Origin of the sequence: Pseudomonas sp. M20 (assembly GCF_045037865.1) — a bacterium.
Lineage (GTDB): Bacteria > Pseudomonadota > Gammaproteobacteria > Pseudomonadales > Pseudomonadaceae > Aquipseudomonas.
Genome location: NZ_CP173611.1, coordinates 2,358,312 through 2,374,756, shown reverse-complemented (window position 1 = coordinate 2,374,756; position 16,445 = coordinate 2,358,312). Strand labels below are relative to the sequence as shown.

The 16,445-nt window shown below is 58.2% G+C and carries 15 protein-coding genes and 1 pseudogene; 5 read left to right on the top strand and 11 right to left on the bottom strand.

The window, feature by feature from the left end:
- The 6 genes from ACI514_RS10620 to ACI514_RS10595 all read right to left on the bottom strand — a co-directional run bounded on the left by ACI514_RS10620 (position 1) and on the right by ACI514_RS10595 (position 6,910).
- The gene (locus ACI514_RS10620; RefSeq protein ID WP_405123753.1) at positions 1-1,104 is read right to left on the bottom strand and encodes a WD40/YVTN/BNR-like repeat-containing protein; all 1,104 of its coding nucleotides are present in this window, start codon (positions 1,102-1,104) and stop codon (positions 1-3) included.
- Positions 1,105-1,164: 60 nt separating this feature from the next.
- Positions 1,165-2,553 carry a DUF1329 domain-containing protein gene (locus ACI514_RS10615; protein WP_405123752.1) on the bottom strand — a complete coding sequence of 463 codons (1,389 nt, stop codon included), beginning with the start codon at positions 2,551-2,553 and terminating at the stop codon, positions 1,165-1,167.
- Between the two features lie 12 nt (positions 2,554-2,565).
- Entirely contained in the window at positions 2,566-4,263 is a 1,698-nt protein-coding gene (locus ACI514_RS10610) for a DUF1302 domain-containing protein (protein ID WP_405123751.1), read from the bottom strand.
- Positions 4,264-4,320: 57 nt separating this feature from the next.
- On the bottom strand, positions 4,321-5,457 hold the full coding sequence (locus ACI514_RS10605; RefSeq protein ID WP_160057902.1) for an FAD-dependent oxidoreductase: 1,137 nt from the start codon (positions 5,455-5,457) through the stop codon (positions 4,321-4,323).
- 134 nt (positions 5,458-5,591) lie between these two features.
- A complete protein-coding gene (locus ACI514_RS10600; RefSeq protein ID WP_405123750.1) occupies positions 5,592-5,954 on the bottom strand; it encodes a Rieske (2Fe-2S) protein in 363 nt (120 codons plus the stop codon).
- A gap of 14 nt (positions 5,955-5,968) precedes the next feature.
- Positions 5,969-6,910, bottom strand: a complete 942-nt coding sequence (locus tag ACI514_RS10595) for a VOC family protein (RefSeq protein ID WP_116030334.1) — start codon at positions 6,908-6,910, stop codon at positions 5,969-5,971.
- Positions 6,911-7,167: 257 nt separating this feature from the next.
- Between ACI514_RS10595 and ACI514_RS10590 the strand changes: the two genes are divergently transcribed.
- The 4 genes from ACI514_RS10590 to ACI514_RS10575 all read left to right on the top strand — a co-directional run bounded on the left by ACI514_RS10590 (position 7,168) and on the right by ACI514_RS10575 (position 11,339).
- Positions 7,168-8,130, top strand: a complete 963-nt coding sequence (locus tag ACI514_RS10590; protein ID WP_405123749.1) for a LysR family transcriptional regulator — start codon at positions 7,168-7,170, stop codon at positions 8,128-8,130.
- Positions 8,131-8,189: 59 nt separating this feature from the next.
- Positions 8,190-9,347 (top strand): S9 family peptidase, encoded by a 1,158-nt coding sequence (locus ACI514_RS10585; RefSeq protein WP_160057906.1) that lies wholly within the window; start codon positions 8,190-8,192, stop codon positions 9,345-9,347.
- Positions 9,348-9,531: 184 nt separating this feature from the next.
- On the top strand, positions 9,532-10,881 hold the full coding sequence (locus ACI514_RS10580; RefSeq protein ID WP_405123748.1) for an amidohydrolase family protein: 1,350 nt from the start codon (positions 9,532-9,534) through the stop codon (positions 10,879-10,881).
- A gap of 11 nt (positions 10,882-10,892) precedes the next feature.
- Positions 10,893-11,339 carry a heme-binding protein gene (locus ACI514_RS10575; RefSeq protein ID WP_160057908.1) on the top strand — a complete coding sequence of 149 codons (447 nt, stop codon included), beginning with the start codon at positions 10,893-10,895 and terminating at the stop codon, positions 11,337-11,339.
- On the opposite strand, the gene ACI514_RS10570 is transcribed toward ACI514_RS10575, so the two are convergent.
- Entirely contained in the window at positions 11,324-12,259 is a 936-nt protein-coding gene (locus ACI514_RS10570) for a LysR family transcriptional regulator (RefSeq protein WP_405123747.1), read from the bottom strand. The two genes, ACI514_RS10575 and ACI514_RS10570, sit on opposite strands and share 16 nt — an antisense overlap.
- Positions 12,260-12,682: 423 nt before the next feature.
- Here ACI514_RS10570 and ACI514_RS10565 point away from each other — a divergent pair, with 423 nt between their 5' ends.
- The gene (locus ACI514_RS10565) at positions 12,683-12,997 is read left to right on the top strand and encodes a DUF6966 domain-containing protein (RefSeq protein WP_108224652.1); all 315 of its coding nucleotides are present in this window, start codon (positions 12,683-12,685) and stop codon (positions 12,995-12,997) included.
- A gap of 547 nt (positions 12,998-13,544) precedes the next feature.
- Here the strand turns inward: ACI514_RS10565 and ACI514_RS10560 are convergent.
- From ACI514_RS10560 to ACI514_RS10545, 4 genes and pseudogenes are all read right to left on the bottom strand, one after another.
- Entirely contained in the window at positions 13,545-14,060 is a 516-nt protein-coding gene (locus ACI514_RS10560; protein ID WP_405123746.1) for a GrpB family protein, read from the bottom strand.
- Positions 14,061-14,341: 281 nt separating this feature from the next.
- Positions 14,342-14,779 (bottom strand): GNAT family N-acetyltransferase, encoded by a 438-nt coding sequence (locus ACI514_RS10555; RefSeq protein WP_218278926.1) that lies wholly within the window; start codon positions 14,777-14,779, stop codon positions 14,342-14,344.
- A gap of 305 nt (positions 14,780-15,084) precedes the next feature.
- Positions 15,085-15,489 (bottom strand): acyl-CoA thioesterase, encoded by a 405-nt coding sequence (locus tag ACI514_RS10550; RefSeq protein ID WP_405123745.1) that lies wholly within the window; start codon positions 15,487-15,489, stop codon positions 15,085-15,087.
- A 128-nt stretch (positions 15,490-15,617) separates the two neighbouring features.
- Positions 15,618-16,366, bottom strand: a pseudogene (locus ACI514_RS10545) (hydroxypyruvate isomerase family protein).
- Positions 16,367-16,445: the final 79 nt, after the last annotated feature.

Genomic DNA, 16,445 nt, shown 5'->3' with positions numbered 1-16,445 from the left:
TCACTCCGAAGCTGTAGCAGTGGGCGACGCCAGGCGCGTCACCCCGGTGAAACCGGCCAGCACCAGGCTGCCATCGGCGGCCTGCACGACACTGGAAATCGGTTTGCCCAGCGGTTTGCCGAAAGGCTCTAGGGTGGGTACATCACCCGAGGTGCGAAACATTGCGCCCGCCTGATTGACCAACAACAACTGGCCGTCAGCGCTGCGGATCGCATCACTGAAGGACACCGGCATCGGTACGGGCGCGGGCACGAAGCTGTTGCCGTCGTCGGTGGAAATGAACGCGTTGCCTTTCAGGCCTGCCGCCAGCAGCGTGCCGTCATCGCGTACTTGCAGGGCGAAAAAGCTGCCGCTGTACGGGCTGTCGAGCGCGACGAAGGATCGTCCGCCGTCCTCGGAACGCGCCACATAGCCTTGCTCGCCGGCGATGAACCAACGCTCGTCGTGTTGCGCGACGGCATACAGGTGCGCGCCCATCGGATTGTCGATATGGCCCATCAGCGACTGCCAGCTCACGCCGCCGTCCTCGGTGGTAAACGCGAGGCCGTAGGCGCCGACGATCAGGCCGTGACGCGCATCGGTGAACTTGAGGCTCAGAAACGGTTTGTCCGCGCCTTCGCTGACCATCCGTTCGGCAGTTTGCACACGTGCCGCCGCTGCATCGGGGTCAGTGGCTGTCGGCAATTGCTCGCGTGCGGCGTCCAACTCCAGTATCGCAGCGCGGTTGCCATCCAGTTGCAAAACCCAGTTTTCGCCACCGTCGTGGGTGACCAGCACCGCACCGGCATGGCCGACCGTCCAGCCGGTGTTGGCATCGACAAACTGCACCGCCGTAAGGCTGACGGAGACCGGCACCTGCGCCTGCCGCCAATTGATACCGTTGTCATCGGAGAGCAAGACGATGCCGCGTTCGCCGACCGCCACCAACCGCGCACCTGCCCGCGCCAGATCAAGCAAGACCGCTTGCCGGGCCTGTGGCGCGCGCATTGCCGGGGTGTGCAATACATCACCGACAACAGCAGCCTGAGCCTGGCTTACGGGTAATACGCAAGGCAGCGCCAGTAACGCTAACAACCGCCCGAGCACCTGACAGATTCTGTTCATACCGACCTCGAAACCACCTGTGAAACCGGATCGCCACAGCGTGTGGCGATCCGGCCCGATTCAACGAACCCCGGCACCCGCCATCGCCGCTGGCGAGAATTCCGACGCCTTGTAGCGATCGACCATGCCGTATTGCTCAGGCAGGCCGGTGTAGACGTTCTGGATAAACCAGGCGCCGGAGGTCAGGTCGTAGAAACCCGAAGACAGCTGCGCCTGCGCTGGCAGATCCGGCAGCACTGCTGGCAGCGACCACAAGGTTTTGGCGAGTTGGCCGTTGGCGTCCCAGCGATCGCCGAGCATCGCTTGCCAGGTGTCTTCGTCGAGGTAGTAGCGGCCCTTCGGCAGTTGGTGACGCTTGCCCGGCGCGAGTTCGGCGTCTACCACCCACACGCGGTGCAACTCCCAGCGCACGTAATCAGGATTCATGTGATGGGCCAGAAACAGGTCTTCCGGTTTGCCGGCCGTCAGGACCTTGTTGGTGTTGTAGGGGATATACATTTCCTGCTTGCCGACCAGTTTCCAGTCGAAGCGATCGATGCGCCCCTGGAACACGCTCAACTCATCGAACGACATCACCCCGGCGGTTGCCGGCGTCGGTGTATCGCAGCAGGCATTCGGCAACTTGCGCACGCGGCGCTGGCCGGTCAGATAGACGTGGGCCTGGGACTTGTCGCCGTTGATATTGGTGCGCCCCATGATCTGCTCGCCAGCACGCAACGGCGGGCCGACGTTAAGCAGGCGGAACAGCCAGTAATCACCGGCGAAGCTTTCCGGCGTGCCGTCCTGGTAGTAATAAGGCATGTCCTGGATCGCCTGGCCGTCGGTGGTCATCACCTGTTTGCCGTCTGCAGTCATCAGGTAATGGCGAAAGTGCATGGCGAGTGACGTGCCGCGCCAGTTGAGGATGTGGTTCCACATGGCTTCGGCGCCGTTATGCGGAATCGGGAATGGAATACCGCCAAACGCACCTTCGGGCACCGGGCCAGCGCTGCTCTCGACCAGCTTGGCGCGGGTGGCATTTTTCAGGGTGTTGTCATACACCCATTGCGGCGCAGCGGCCGAGCGACGGGTCGGATAGACATCGATGCGATAGGTATCGGGAAAACGCTTGAACATCTCCTTGGTGCCATCGCTGAGCTTGGCGGCGTATTGCGCAAGATTCTTCGAGGTGATGCTGAACAGCGGCTTGTCGGCCGCAAACGGATCGCTGCGCTTGCCGCCCTCCTTGAAGGCCGGATCGACCTTGGTGTAGCCGCCATCCCAGGCCGGAATCGAGCCGTCGGCATTGCCGGCGCGCTCGGCACCGAAAGGCGTCAGCGACTTGTTCAACTTCGCCGCTTCGTCAGCCGTGGCTGCTGCGGCACCTTGACTCAATACCGCCAGGCTTGCGAGCAACGCAAAGCACAAGGCTTTGAGTGTAAACGCGGCATTTTTATTGTTGTAGGTCATGCGCAAGTCCTCTTAAAACGTGGTCTTGACGGAGAAAGCCAGGTAATCCCGGTCTTTCAGCGATTGCTGGAAATTGAATTGGCTGGTCGCGTTCAGGTTGGTGTTCTCGGGGCCGTAGTAATGCGTGTACGTCAGGCCGGCGGTCACACGGTCGAGGTAGGTCGCGGTAATACCGATATTCATGTCACCGCCGTTATCCGCGCCGAACGAACTGACAACTGCCGATTTGCCAAGCGGGAAATAGCTCAGGCCAACCGGAATGCTGATATCCACGCCGGGGAAAAACTGCCGATAAGTCGGGGTGTAAACCATCTTGAAGCCGAGACCGTCATCGGTGGCGTTGGGGTCTAGTGCGGCACGGTTTTTCGTGACGCTGAGCAGACGGTTCCAGGCGACCTCACCGACGAATCCGGACTCCTTGGCAATGAAGTTCGGCCCGAACGAAGCGATCACGTTGAGGTTGATGTGCGCGGTGCGCCCGACGGCATAAAGCGCATCGTCATCGTTGTCGGCAGCAACCCCCGGTAGCACCGTGACGCCGTTGGACACCAGCGGCATGTTCCAGCGCATCGAGGCTTCACCAGCAAAACTGTAGGCATCGACCGTGGTGGAAAAACTGGCGCCCAGCGCGCGGATGTCTTCCGGATAAACCCAGTAGTAATCGCCGATTTGGCCCGTGCTGAAGTTCGGTGCGCCAGTGGAAGGTCTGAGGTACAGCTTGGGGGTCTTGTCGTGGTACTGAATGGCATAGAGACCGTACTCCACGGTCTCGGCGCTGTATTTCAGTTGCAGGCCACCCTGCCCCGAATCCTTGGCATCTTTGTCTTTGCCATGGAAAAACGCCGCCGGGCTGCTGGCGTTGCCACCCAGAAACGCCGGAAACGGTGCGCCGACAATCAGGCGTTCATTGCCTTCACCGATGGTGTCGCTGGTAGAGAAGTAACTGCCTGCGCCGGGCAAGCGTGTTTCTTCCCATTCGAGTTGGTAGTACGCGCCGAGCGATACGTCGTCAGTCAATTGGAACGTGCCAGACAGTTGATTGACCGGACGGGTGATTTCCTTGAACTGCGTATTAGGCACCGACTGCGCCTTGACCACGTCAACCGGCGCCATACCACCGGCAATGCCGTTGGCGCCGAAGAACAGGCTCTCGCCCCAGATCAGACCATGACGGCCGGCGCGCACCGACGTTGCGCGGTCGGCCAGTTCACCGTTCCAGTAGACGAACGCGTCGAGGATTTCACCGTCGCCACCATGCAGATGACGGGTGTCATCGGTGAACTCGTCGTAGCCCACGGAACGTGCGTTGGCACGGGACGGATCGTTATTGTCGTTGTTGCCCTGGTACTCGCTGTCGTACCACGCTGCACCGCTCAAACGTGCGCCGAAGTCCTTAAATGACAGATCCAGCTCCGAGAGGATGTCGGTGCGATTGGAGATCAGGCCTTTTTTGAACGCACGATCACCATCGTCCTGATTGAGCGCTACCTGACCCTCGGTCAATTTGCTGTTCGGATTCTGCGTGCGCCAGGCAGCGCTGTACTTGACCGTGTTGTCCCAGCGCAACTTGAAATCCGGGTTGCCAGTATCGATGTCGAAAGCCTGAGCGGCCTGGCTGCACAGCACCAGCAGCGCAGCAACGCTCAAACCAAAGGGTGCAGACGAGCAGACCGGGCGACGCGCGAGCGCCGCAGTCGTAGAACTAACCATCGCGTTAACCTCTTGTTTTTATAGTGGTAACTGCTGTGGATGCGTCGCAGGTGGGGCTTAGATTGGCTCGGCAGTGCGCGCGAGCATTTGCTTGACCAGGCCAATACGATCGAAGGCGCGGTCGTGCTGCATCTCCTTGTCGCCGGCCAGCACCGAGCTTTCGCTGATGTATTTGCAACGCTCGAAGCGCCGCGCCATGAAGCGCTGCAGCTGCTGTTCGACGCTGGTGGCGGCGGACTGCTCGCGAGTCAGTTCTTCGCTGAGCACAATCGCGTCTTCGATGGCCATGCCGGCGCCTTGACCGAGATGCGGCGTGGTGGCGTGGGCCGCATCGCCAATCAGCAGGACGCGTCCGCGATGCCATGGCTCATCAACGAACACCACTTCCATCGGCTTGTAGACGACCTGGCTGTTGTCGGTGATTTGCTCACGCAGCTCGCCGATCAGCCCAGTAAAGCCTTGCAGGCGCTGGCGCATCTGCGCGGCCAGATCGGCAGGATCCATCCACGGATTGGACGGTTCGTGAGACGTCAGAAACAGGTACATCAAATCGCCGGCCAACGGCACCAGCCCGGCGTTGCCGTCAGCGCTTTGATAGTTGGCCAGATGATCGATTTGTGGCGCGCGGGGAAAGTTGTAGCGCCACACCGACTGACCAGTGAAACGCGGGGTGTAGGCATCGCCGAAGACCAGGCTGCGCACTTTCGAGAACAGTCCGTCGGCACCGACCACCAGGTCGTAGTGGCCGCGATTACCGTCGGTAAACAACACGTCGACCTCTGTGCCGTTGTCGTCCAGCGTTTCCACACTCAGGCCCAAACGCACGTTGGCACCGAGTTGCAAGGCGGTTTCACTGAGGACTTTATGCAGCGCCAAGCGGGAAATCCCGACGTTGGCGGGGTATTGCGGGCCAGCGAGGCGTTGACCCGGGATGCGCGCCAGTTGCTGTCCGCCCGGGCCGTAGATGGCGACGTCTTCAAACGCATAAGCGGCATCGAGATAGCCGTCGAGAACGCCTAGCTTGGCCATTTCACGAACGACGTTGCTCTGCTGAATAATCCCGACGCCATAGACTGTCCATTCGGACTTGAGCTCGATCAGGTCGACCTCGATACCTTTACGCCGCAAGGCGATGGCCGCACACAAGCCGCCGATACCACCGCCCACGATCAGAACGTTGTTCACTGCACTCATGGTGTTCTCTCTTTTTATTCTTGTGATCGATGCTGCGTCGGGCACGGCATCGTTGGATGAAGCTTCCCGGCAAAGCAGGGATTTGACTAATCGCGAGTAAGGATGCGATGTATCGCCGTACGCGATACCTCGATTTATCCCGGCAGCGGCAACCCTTCAGGCATTTGCACCAGCAGCCAGCCGTCCTTCTCGCAGCTCGGCAGCGCCTCCAGCGTCTGGCCCAGACACGGGCCGTAGATGCACTCGCCTGTCGCCGGCAGAAATTGCGCACCGTGGGCATAGCAGACGATCAACTGGCCATCGGCGGACAGGAACTTGTCCTTGCGATACTCCAGGCGCACGTCCAGATGCGGACAACGGTTGCGATAGACCCGCACCTGATGGTCATGACGCAGGGCAAACACGCTGTCGCGTCCCTGCGCCAACGGATCGAATCCGCGCGCCCAGCCCTCCTCCAATTCGTCCAGCCGACACAGTGGCTGCGAAATTGCGCTCATGATCAGCGCCGCCATCAACCGAGTTTTGGCGGCGGGCCACCGGGAGCCCATTTTTCTTTGGCGCTGAACAGGAACAGCTGCGAGTTATCCGCCGACAGCGGCGCGCGACGGGCCTCCCAGGCGTCATCGTGCTTGTCCATGTCGGCGTCGTATTCGATGTGGCAGCCCAACGGACTGTTGAAGTACCAGAACCAGTTGGAGCCAAACAGGTGACGGCCCGGGCCCCAGAAACTGGTCCAGCCCTTTTGCTCGAAACGCGTCCCGGCCAGCAGCACTTCGGTGCCACTGCCCATGTGGAAGGTGAAGTGTTCGCAGCCTTTCATGTGCGGCGGGGTCTGGATCATGAACAGGCAATGGTGATCATCAGAACCGGCCGGGCGCATGAACGGCCCGGCGCCAATGAAGGTGTCGGTGGTGCGAAAACCCAGACGCTCGGCGTAGAACGCTTCTGCTTTCGCTGCATCGGGTACGAAATACACCACGTGCGACAAAGTGCGCGGGACAGCGCCCATATCGAGCGTAATGCCCGGCTGGTTAAGCGGCCGCTGTGGCGCATGGCCGGCGGCGTTGGTCAGGTCATCCGGTGCGCTGTACGGCTTGCGTACGCTGACCTGAAAAGCGATCGCGAACCCCATGTCGTCGACGCTGTGCAGCACGCCGTGCTGATCACGACGGACGCTACGATCACGGGCCAGTTCATCTTCGATGGCATCCAGATCGCTGATCGCGCCGACCCCGTAGACCGTCTCGCGAATCGACGGCGCCGGACCGATCGCCGCCGGCAAATCAGGATCGTCGGCTCGACGGATAATCACGGCGGTGCCGTCCAGCGCTTCGAAACGCCCGCCGTTGCTGTCAACGCCGACCGGCGCAAGGCCGTAGTCGCGCAGGCAATCGGTGCAGGCTTGAATGTCATCGACGCCAAAAATCAGGGCATCAAGGCCAATGATGTTCATGGCTTACCACTCCATTGAAATTATGATCCGGTGACTGTCGCCATGGACGCCTTGCAGCGCGCCGGGCCTGACTGGAAACCGGTGGTGGTGTCGGCAGCAGGGCCGACTGCGGCGAAGATTGGCGCAAGGGCTGACAGCTGACTAATCGCAAGTCGGGATGCGACCTATCGGCAAACGCGATACCTGCGACGAAGGTTGACGTGTCGATGGATTCGTTCGAATGTATTGCGAAAATAAATACAAAAACGGACCTGCCCATGCGTTTCAACCATCTGGATCTGAACCTGCTGGTCGCGCTCGATGTGTTGCTCGAAGAGCAGAACATCACCCGCGCTGCCGAACGCCTGCACATGACCCAATCCGCCACCAGCGGCGTGCTCGCGCGTTTGCGCACCTACTTCGAGGATGAGTTGCTGGTCCAGGTCGGACGCAAGATGCAGCCCACGCCTTACGCCACGGAACTGGCCAGACCGGTGCGAGAAGTCCTGCTGACGATCCAGTCTTCAATCACTGCCAAACCGGTGTTCGACCCGGCCACCAGCAAACGTCATTTTCGCTTGGTGACCTCGGACTATCTGATCAGCGTGCTGTTCGCCCAGGTGATCCAGAACATTCATCAGGAAGCACCCAACATCACCTTCGAAATGCTTGGCCCCAGCGACAATTCCGGCGAGTTGCTGGTGCGTGGCGAAGTCGACCTGATGATTGTTCCCGAGCGCTACATCATTGAGGGCCACCCTTCGCGCCTGCTGTTCGAGGAAGAACACGTGTGCGTGGTGTGGCAAGGCAATACGCAAGTCGGCGACACCCTGACCCTTGAGCAGTACATGGAGATGGGCCATGTCTCGGTGGGCTTCGGCCGTACCCGGCACATGAGCATCGAAGAATGGTTCATGAATCAATACGGCTTCAATCGGCGCATTGAAGTGATCACCAGCGACTTCAATACCCTGCCGCAACTGATTGTCGGCACCCAGCGCATCGCCACGATGCACCAGCGTCTGGCGAACCTCTACGCGCACTATCTGCCGCTGCGCATCCTGCCGCCGCCGGTGAAAATTCCAGTCATGCGCGAGTACATGTTGTGGCACCGCAGCGTTGATGGCGACCCGATGCACCGCTGGCTGCGCGAACGCATCAGCGAATCCATCCAGCATCTGCAACACGTGCCCATCGTATCTCGCGATACCTCGTATCCGCCGTCACGATTGGCCAATTAGCCGGGTGATCCTTAACGTGCCTTGGGAATGCCAAGGCAACCATAAGGACAACAATAATCATGTTTCGCTATTTCCCGACCAACTACGTTTGGAATCTCTCTGTCGACCTGGCCATTGAAATGGGCGCCCGCATGGGTGAAATCGAAGAGATGTGCGCCCCACTGCAAGAGGCGGCCAAGCAGCCGGACGCGGCCGGCACCCGCGCCTTTCGCGAAACCTGGGCGAAAATGGCTGACAAGCTCTGCGGTCTGGCCGAGGAAGACGAAGGCAATGGCCGGATGCTCTCGGCTGGCGAAAAATACAACCGCGCCGCCACTTACTATCTGACCTGCGAGCGCCTGCAGGCCCACGGCGCGCCGGGCCGTACCGAGCTCTATCAACGCTTCCTGCAAACCTTCAAGCGCGGCATCGAACTGTCGCGTGAAAACTGTGAACGGGTGGAAATCCCCTACGAGGGCAAACATCTTTCCGGCTTGCTGGTGCGCGCCGAAGGCGTCGAGGGTCCGGCGCCGATACTGGTGCAGGTCAACGGTCTGGACTCGACCAAAGAAATGAAATACCGCGTGGGCCTGCCAGCCTGGCTGGCGAAACGCGGCATCTCTTCGCTGATCATCGACCAGCCCGGCACTGGCGAAGCGCTGCGCCTGCATGGCCTGACCGCACGATTCGACAGTGAACACTGGGCCAGTCGCGTGGTGGATTGGCTGGAAACCCGAAGCGATGTTGATGCCAAACGTATCGGCCTCGAAGGTGTCTCGTTGGGCGGTTATTACTGCCCGCGCGCGGTTGCCTTCGAACCACGCTTCGCCTGCGGCGTCGTCTGGGGCGCCAACCACGACTGGCGTGATGTGCAAAAGCGTCGATTGGAAAAAGAAGGCAGCTTCCCGGTGCCGCATTACTGGGCGCATGTCTGCTGGGTGTGGGGCGCCAAGGACGTCGAAGAATTCATGACCATCGCCGAAAACGTCCACCTCGATGGCGTGCTCGACCGGATCAAGGTGCCGTTCCTGGTGACCCATGGTGAACAGGATTCGCAGATTCCGTTGAAGTGGGCGCATCGCACCTACGAACAACTGGTCAACAGTCCCAAATGTGAACTGAAAGTCTTCACCGAACGTGAAGGTGGCGTGCAGCATTCGAGCTTCGACAACAGCATCAATGCCGGGCATTACATTGCTGACTGGATCGCCGAAACTCTGGGCGGCCGTACCGCCTGATCACTGAAAAACACGCACAAAAAAACGCCGGACAATCTCTCGATTGTCCGGCGTTTTCGTTGGTGGCTTCAGCCCGGCGCAGCTATTGACGCAATCAATGCGCAGCCATCGATGCAATCTGCTGGTCGTCCCCTCGCCTGCTCTCTAGCCTCTCTTTGCATAACAATCACATAGCGAAGACGCCATGACTGCCCTGCACCTGAAATGCCAGACCCTGTTCGATGGCACCGGACTGCAAACCCGCCAACAACAAACATTGATCGTCGAAAACGGCCTGCTCAGTTACGTCGGGCCTACCGCGCTGGCACCCGCCCCCAAGCCAGGCGATACGCAGGTGGATGCAGGGGATGATTTCGTGATGCCAGGGCTGGTCGACGTGCACACGCATCTGGCCTTCGGCAACGCGCAAAGCGAAGAAGACATTGATCTGTGGACCAGCGACGAATTTCGCGCGTTGCGCGGGATGTTCTTCGCACAACACGTGCTGGCCGCCGGCGTCACCAGCATGGTCTGCCCCGGCGACAGCGGCCAGCTCAGCATCGCCGTGCGCAACGCGGTGACCGCAGGTTTGTTCGAAGGTCCGAGGATCGCAGCCAGCAGCCGCGTCATCACCAACCGACAGAGTCTCAATGACTGGTTCCCGAGTCGGGTGGGCGCTCCGGAATACTTCACCGCGCAGTTGGTCACCAGCCGTAGCGACGCCCTCGCGGAGATCCGCAAGCAGGCCAAGGATGGCGTTGACCTGATCAAGATCGCCATGGACGGCACGCACCGCCGCCCCAACGGCGAAATCATTGCGGCCTTCACCGCCGACGAGACTTTCGAAATGGTCGAGGAAGCACACCGTCTGGGCTGCAAGGTCGCCACCCATGCCTACGGTCGCGAAGCCGTGATGTACGCGGCGCGCGCCGGCGTTGATCTGGTTTTCCACGCCTTTTACATGGACGACGCGTGCATCGAGGCGCTGCTTGAAGCCGGCAGCATCCTTGCCCCGACCATGACATTCCCGCAAAACACCGTGGATTTCTGCCAGCCCCATGATCCGGCGATCAGCACCGGTTATGCCGGTTATTGTGCTCGCACATTGGAGGTCGGTTCGGCGGTACTCAAACGCGCCAAAGCGGCGGGTGTTCCGTTCGCCTGCGGCAGTGACAGCGGTTTTGCGGTGACGCCCTACGGCGAATGGCACGCCCGTGAACTGGAACTGCTGGTGACCCGGCTCGGATTCACCCCGGCCGAAGCGTTATACGCCGCGACCGCTGTCGGTGCGCGCTGTATGCCGCGCGGTGAAACCCTCGGCTCGCTGCAAGTGGGCAAGCAGGCCGACTTCCTCGTGCTTGATGGCTCACCACTGGATGACATCCGCACCCTTCAGGATCGTTCACGCCTGAAGGCCGTTTACAAGGCCGGACAACCGGTGCGTATGGATCGCAGCCCCTACAACCCCAAGCAAGTGTCCGATTTCAACTCGCTGAAATGGACGGATCTTTACACCCGCGACCGCGTTGCTCAACTGGGCAAGTGGGCTGTATGAGGACTGAGGCCATGCAACGACTTGATTTACTGACTGCGACGAACATGGCCAGCGATGCCATCCGCATCGCTCGGGAAACCGGGATCAAACCGCTTGGCGTTGCCGTACTGGATGCCGCCGCCCATCCGTTGGCGATCTTGCGCGACGAAGACGCCACTTTCCTGCGCACGCAAATCGCCACCGGCAAGGCACGCGGTTGCCTGGGCATGGGTTTTGGCGGACGTGAACTGGCGCGGCGCGCACAAGCCATGCCGGCGTTTTTCGATGCGATCAACAGTTTGACCGGCGGCGAGGTGATTCCCGTGGCGGGCGGCGTGCTGATTCGAAATGCCGATGGCGTGGTGCTCGGGGCCATCGGCATCAGTGGCGATACCTCGGACAACGACGAACGCTGCGCATTGCTGGCCATCGCCAAAGCCGGATTGGTCGCCGACAGCGGCGATCAGACAGAGGGTTGATCGAGTAACGCAGCCTGTTCCAGGAGCAGGCCGCGAAACCACTGCATGGCCGGGTCATGTTCTTGATAGGGATGCCATTGCAAGACTTGCACAGCCTCGGGGAACGCCAGCGGTGCTGGATGGACGCGCAACGGATAACGCTGGGCGAAGCGCTGCGCCTGTCGTTGAAACACCGTGGCAATGCGCGCGGTGCCAACGATGTACTCCGGCATCAGCACAAAGCTTTCAACGGTCACCGCTACTTGCCGCTCAATCCCGAGTTCATGCAAGTGCATGGCATCCATCGCCAGGTTGTGCCCGTCGGCAAACTCGCGCACCACATGCGCTGCCGCGCGATAGTCAGCCATGCTCAGTTGCTCGGCAAACTGTGGCTGTTGCGCGCAGACGATACAACAGAGCTGGTCAGTCATGAGCCGCACATGGGGATAGGCCGGATTCAGCCGTCGTTGCGGCACGATCACGCAATCACTGCGCCGATAATCCAGCGCTTCGCTGACGACATCACCGTCGCGCGGGACAGGCATGTCGCGCAGGCTCAAGCGAATATTCGGAGCGATACGCGCCAATGCATGGCTGACCGCAGGGAGCAGCACATCGGCGACGTAATCGGAGGCTACCAGAGTGATGTGTCGGTCGCAGTTCGCCGGGTCAAAGTTCAGCGGTGCGTTGACGATCTCCCGGGTCAACGCCAACGCTGCACGCACTTTTGGCAGCAACTCCAGACCCAGCGCAGTGGGTTCCAGGCGGCGGCCCACTTGTACCAGTAACGGGTCGTTGAAATGTTCACGCAGGCGGCCCAATGCCGAACTGGTCGCTGACTGTCCCAGGCACAGGCGCTCGGCCGCCCGGCTGACACTGCATTCGCTCAACAAGGCGTCGAGCGCAACCAACAGATTAAGGTCGAGGCGTCGATATCGCATGTGGGTTCCGCTGAAGGTGATGGTGACGTCTTTGCGCCCGGTTTGCGGGCAGGATCAAAAACGAATCATGACCTTAGCGAGCTGTGTAGCAATGCGCCAATCGCGTGTTTGGTTGGGAGGTATCGTTTACGGAGATACCAAGCGCCACTGCGCGTGAATTAGTTACTCAAGGGAAGCCACTAATAGAAGTGGTCAACGCGCATCATCGAGGATCTGACAGGTAAGCAAAAGCGCTGCGATCACTTTTGATCGAGAGTAACTTATAGGTTGCTCGAAAATTGGTGCTCGTGGACGGCAATCGGCCAAAAGCGGCCCTTGGACAACCTGATTGCGAAACAGTAGCTTATGTAGCGAGACTGACGAAAAATACTCGGCGGTGGGGTTCCTTCCCATACCGTGATTCACCTTGGACGATGTCAAGAAATGGGACCTAAAACCGAAGAGCTGATCTGCGTTCTTGATCAGCTTGCAGCAATGCTTGAGAGCGATGGAGATACTCACTGGAGCCTGTGGATGCGTAAGGCAAGAGCACGCTTAATGGATTCTGATTACTCCGGAATTGAGTACCTACAGTCAGCCTATGGTGGAATGGGCTCATTCAATGATCTCATTCTTGGTCAAAGTGATGAGAATGGCGTCCCTTGCTGGAAGCCGGGTCATGTTGAGCTAAACGAAAGATTCGATGAATTGCGCAATGAAGCCGCGAAGCTTGTCGAGCTCATAAAGCGAACTACATAAAGGGGCGCAGTTATCAAACTACGGTATTCAAAGGGGTTAGGCCTGCCACCGACACATCTCACTTTGATCAGCTCCGTCGACTCCGTTTCCGGCAGCCTGGTGTTTGCCTACACAGAAGTCGGGGATTACAGAGTGTATTACACATCACGTGCCGAGTTGTTGAGCATGCTCAACAGCCTTTTGCGTCAGCGCGTGCCCATTGCTGTCGGAGGCATGCTCCCGGGACCTGCCGACGAAGTCGACATGTTAATAGCGAACGAAGTACTTGAAGGCCCCTACATAGAACTGTCCTGGTCCGGCCCCCAGCAATGGACTCTGCGCGAAATTGACTCCACCACTGCTGAATGGCAACCAGTACCTGACACTCGAAGTATGGCCAATATGTCATTCGATCCGAAGTCCCTGAAATGCTCTGGCTGAACTGGCTAAGAAATTAATACAAGTTCAGGCGGTTCTTCGTATCTAGCACCAATCACCTACGGTCGCGACCAGCAGCAATCGGCCAAAAGCGGACACTTGATTCCGGGGTCACTCAGCGACCCATCGGTCATTCAGGAATGGATATACCGGCATGAAGTAGCGCCGCGATAATAAACGGAGACTTTTTCTCCAGATACTCAGCCATCCCACCAATATTGCTCGACTCCAACTGAAACTTCAGCGCCTCATACTGCTGGCGGATCGAGGCATCGCGCCTAAGCAAATCTCTGAACCCAAGCATCTGGGTGATCGTAAGGTGGCCACGGGTACAAGCGTGGAGCTTGTGCGTACGAATCCCATCCACATTACGCCGATAGAAATGATGCCCTTCCGATAAATCACTTCCTCGTACATATCCCAAACCCATCAACACCTCGTCCCGCACCGAGGCATTGCGATGATCGAGAACCTCGATGAGCACATCGATCTCGGGCTTCGCTGCGAGCCCTGGAACAGAGGTGCTTCCAACGTGGTGTATGGCAATCAGTTTATTGCCAAAGGCCGAAGCGATGAGTGGTTTGTCTGCCAGAAAGCGGGCGGGCCAAGTGGGGTTGTAGGGAGTGATCTTGCTGGTCAATGCCATATCCGTTCCTTGGCGACTACTATCTAAAGCACCGAATTTTCCGTCAAAACATCTGCATCCGCCAGCGACTGATAACGAAACCTCGGCATTACGGCGATTTAGCAGATCGAATTAGAATCTAGCCGAGGTTGGGCAGCTGTCCTGTCCAGCGTCTGCTTCTGGCCGATTGCTGCCTTTCGTGAGAGGCTGAAATCGACTCAATGCAGACGCTGACCAGAATTTGGCTAAGGGGCGGGCTTTAGCCCGGCCCAGTGAGCAAAGCGACCGGTTAGAACCAGTTGCTATGCATGTTTTACTAGCCGTTTCTTTAAATGATACAGGTTAGTTCCGATTGGGCGATCCTCAAGAACACCATAAATCTCATACCCATGCCGCTCATAGAACTGTTTCGCATCAACGGTTTTTAAGAATGCAACTACTGCCCCATTGTCGGCACCAATCGCTTCTGCTTTCTCCAAAAGCATAGATCCTACTTTTTTACCGCGATGAGATTCCTTTACCCAAAAGGTGTCAATCTCTAAGCCATCCCAGTAACAATTACAACTTATTGCACCGATGTAGTCGCCCACTTCATCGTGTGCAACCACCATAAATATTTTATCTTCTGATTCTGGTGGTAGATTTGGATATTGAATTCGAAGATATTCTGAAAACCTATTATTCAGAACTCCTTTATCCTTTTCTGTTGGAGAACCCAATATATCAATCCTGATTTCCACTTTATTGCTCCTTAAATTCAATCTTTAAGTGCCGAACCGCTTTTTGCATACATTCCATGTTCATGCGTAATCCCTTGAGCAATCAAAAATCGCGTCTGTAAACGCGACATCAAGAAGGGGGGAAGCGAAATAATACTTTGCACATTACTGACGTATTAGCTGCGTGTCGATGGTCCGCTTTTGGCCGATTGCTGCCAGTCACCAACGCTGCAATTGCCCCATAACTGCCGGTGAGGAACGGTAGATTTTGGCCACAACCGGACACTCGACAGCCCCCGATCGTTTGTTGAGATCCGTCTGATCGTCTATGAAAGAAGCGCTCGCAACGGAGCTGGAATGGGAACGACTTCTTTACTTTCCGGTGAGACACATACGTGTGTGACATTCGCGGTAAATGCCAGCACGCCTTCGCCGATAAACCCCTCCACCAAAAAAGTAAAAGAGTGCTCGCCCAACCTCGCCACGCCAACTTTAATAGTCATTTCGTCATCCCAGGTCACCGGAGCCAGCAACTCGATCGACATCGCACGCACCGGCGGCAATATATTAAAACTCATCACCGCTCTAAGCCCCGGCCCCCCTACCCATCTGTCGAGTGCTACACCAATGGCCTCTACAGCAAAATATGAGAATCGCGGGGTGTAAACCACCCCTGCCGGATCACAATCTCCGAACAAAATAGTTCTGCATACAAAAACCGCATCAGGCATTTAATCCCCCCTACTCGTCGACGTCAGGCCGATATCGATGAGTTCTTCTCGCTCGGCCATCAAGGGCTTCTGCCTTTGATGGCGGCGATTGTCCCCATATCAGCGACTCAAAGATTTTCACCTGGGACCTAAGCACTCAGCTGCTTGATCCAGTCAAGACTCGCAACGGTAGAGTCAGAGGGACGATATTCACACCCGATCCATCCGGCATAGCCGCGTTGCTCCAGCGCCTCGAACAAGGCAGCAAAGTCGATACTCCCCGTTCCTGGCTCGTGACGACCCGGGCAATCGGCAATTTGCACGTGCACGGTTCTGTCATAAAACCGCGCCAGCACATCGGCTGCATCTCCGGTCAAAAGCTGGGCATGGTAAAGATCAAGAATCAGCCCGACACTCGGGAAGGTCTCCAGTACCTGTTGCGCCTTGCTGAAGTCAGACATGTAATAGCCCGGCATCGCCTGCGCGCTGATCACTTCGATCAGCGGCCGCAGCCCCTGGTCCTCCAAGTACTTAACCGCATATTCCAGGTTGCCCGCGTAGGTTCGCTCAGCGTCATTCTGCGTGGTAACGCCCGACATGATGTGGACATCGCACACGCCAAGGTCTTTGCGTAGCGGGCGGCCTGGAGCAACCCGTCACGAAACTCCTCTCCCCTGCCCTGTAACGCGGCGATGCCTTTGGTCACGCCAGCCGGGGCGGCGAACTGAATCAACGGCAAACTGTATTGGGCTAGATGGTCGGCAAGCAGACTGGCGTCGAATTCATACGGCGAGGGGAATTCAACTGCCCGGAAACCGGCGGCTGCGGCGGCTTCGATGCGCTGCAGAAAAGGCAATTCATTGAACTGGAAACCGAGATGAGCATTGAACTTGAGCATTGGGTAATCATCCATCCTGGGAAGAAACGACATCATCAGCCTGGAGCATCCTTCGCCGCTCCAGCTCTGCACTATCGCA

Bases quoted from the DNA above. Each gene is read 5' to 3' on its own strand.
- ACI514_RS10620 (WP_405123753.1), bottom strand. From the start codon at position 1,104: ATGAACAGAATCTGTCAGGTGCTCGGGCGGTTGTTAGCGTTACTGGCG.
- ACI514_RS10615 (WP_405123752.1), bottom strand. From the start codon at position 2,553: ATGACCTACAACAATAAAAATGCCGCGTTTACACTCAAAGCCTTGTGC.
- ACI514_RS10610 (WP_405123751.1), bottom strand. From the start codon at position 4,263: ATGGTTAGTTCTACGACTGCGGCGCTCGCGCGTCGCCCGGTCTGCTCG.
- ACI514_RS10605 (WP_160057902.1), bottom strand. From the start codon at position 5,457: ATGAGTGCAGTGAACAACGTTCTGATCGTGGGCGGTGGTATCGGCGGC.
- ACI514_RS10600 (WP_405123750.1), bottom strand. From the start codon at position 5,954: ATGAGCGCAATTTCGCAGCCACTGTGTCGGCTGGACGAATTGGAGGAG.
- ACI514_RS10595 (WP_116030334.1), bottom strand. From the start codon at position 6,910: ATGAACATCATTGGCCTTGATGCCCTGATTTTTGGCGTCGATGACATT.
- ACI514_RS10590 (WP_405123749.1), top strand. From the start codon at position 7,168: ATGCGTTTCAACCATCTGGATCTGAACCTGCTGGTCGCGCTCGATGTG.
- ACI514_RS10585 (WP_160057906.1), top strand. From the start codon at position 8,190: ATGTTTCGCTATTTCCCGACCAACTACGTTTGGAATCTCTCTGTCGAC.
- ACI514_RS10580 (WP_405123748.1), top strand. From the start codon at position 9,532: ATGACTGCCCTGCACCTGAAATGCCAGACCCTGTTCGATGGCACCGGA.
- ACI514_RS10575 (WP_160057908.1), top strand. From the start codon at position 10,893: ATGCAACGACTTGATTTACTGACTGCGACGAACATGGCCAGCGATGCC.
- ACI514_RS10570 (WP_405123747.1), bottom strand. From the start codon at position 12,259: ATGCGATATCGACGCCTCGACCTTAATCTGTTGGTTGCGCTCGACGCC.
- ACI514_RS10565 (WP_108224652.1), top strand. From the start codon at position 12,683: ATGGGACCTAAAACCGAAGAGCTGATCTGCGTTCTTGATCAGCTTGCA.
- ACI514_RS10560 (WP_405123746.1), bottom strand. From the start codon at position 14,060: ATGGCATTGACCAGCAAGATCACTCCCTACAACCCCACTTGGCCCGCC.
- ACI514_RS10550 (WP_405123745.1), bottom strand. From the start codon at position 15,489: ATGCCTGATGCGGTTTTTGTATGCAGAACTATTTTGTTCGGAGATTGT.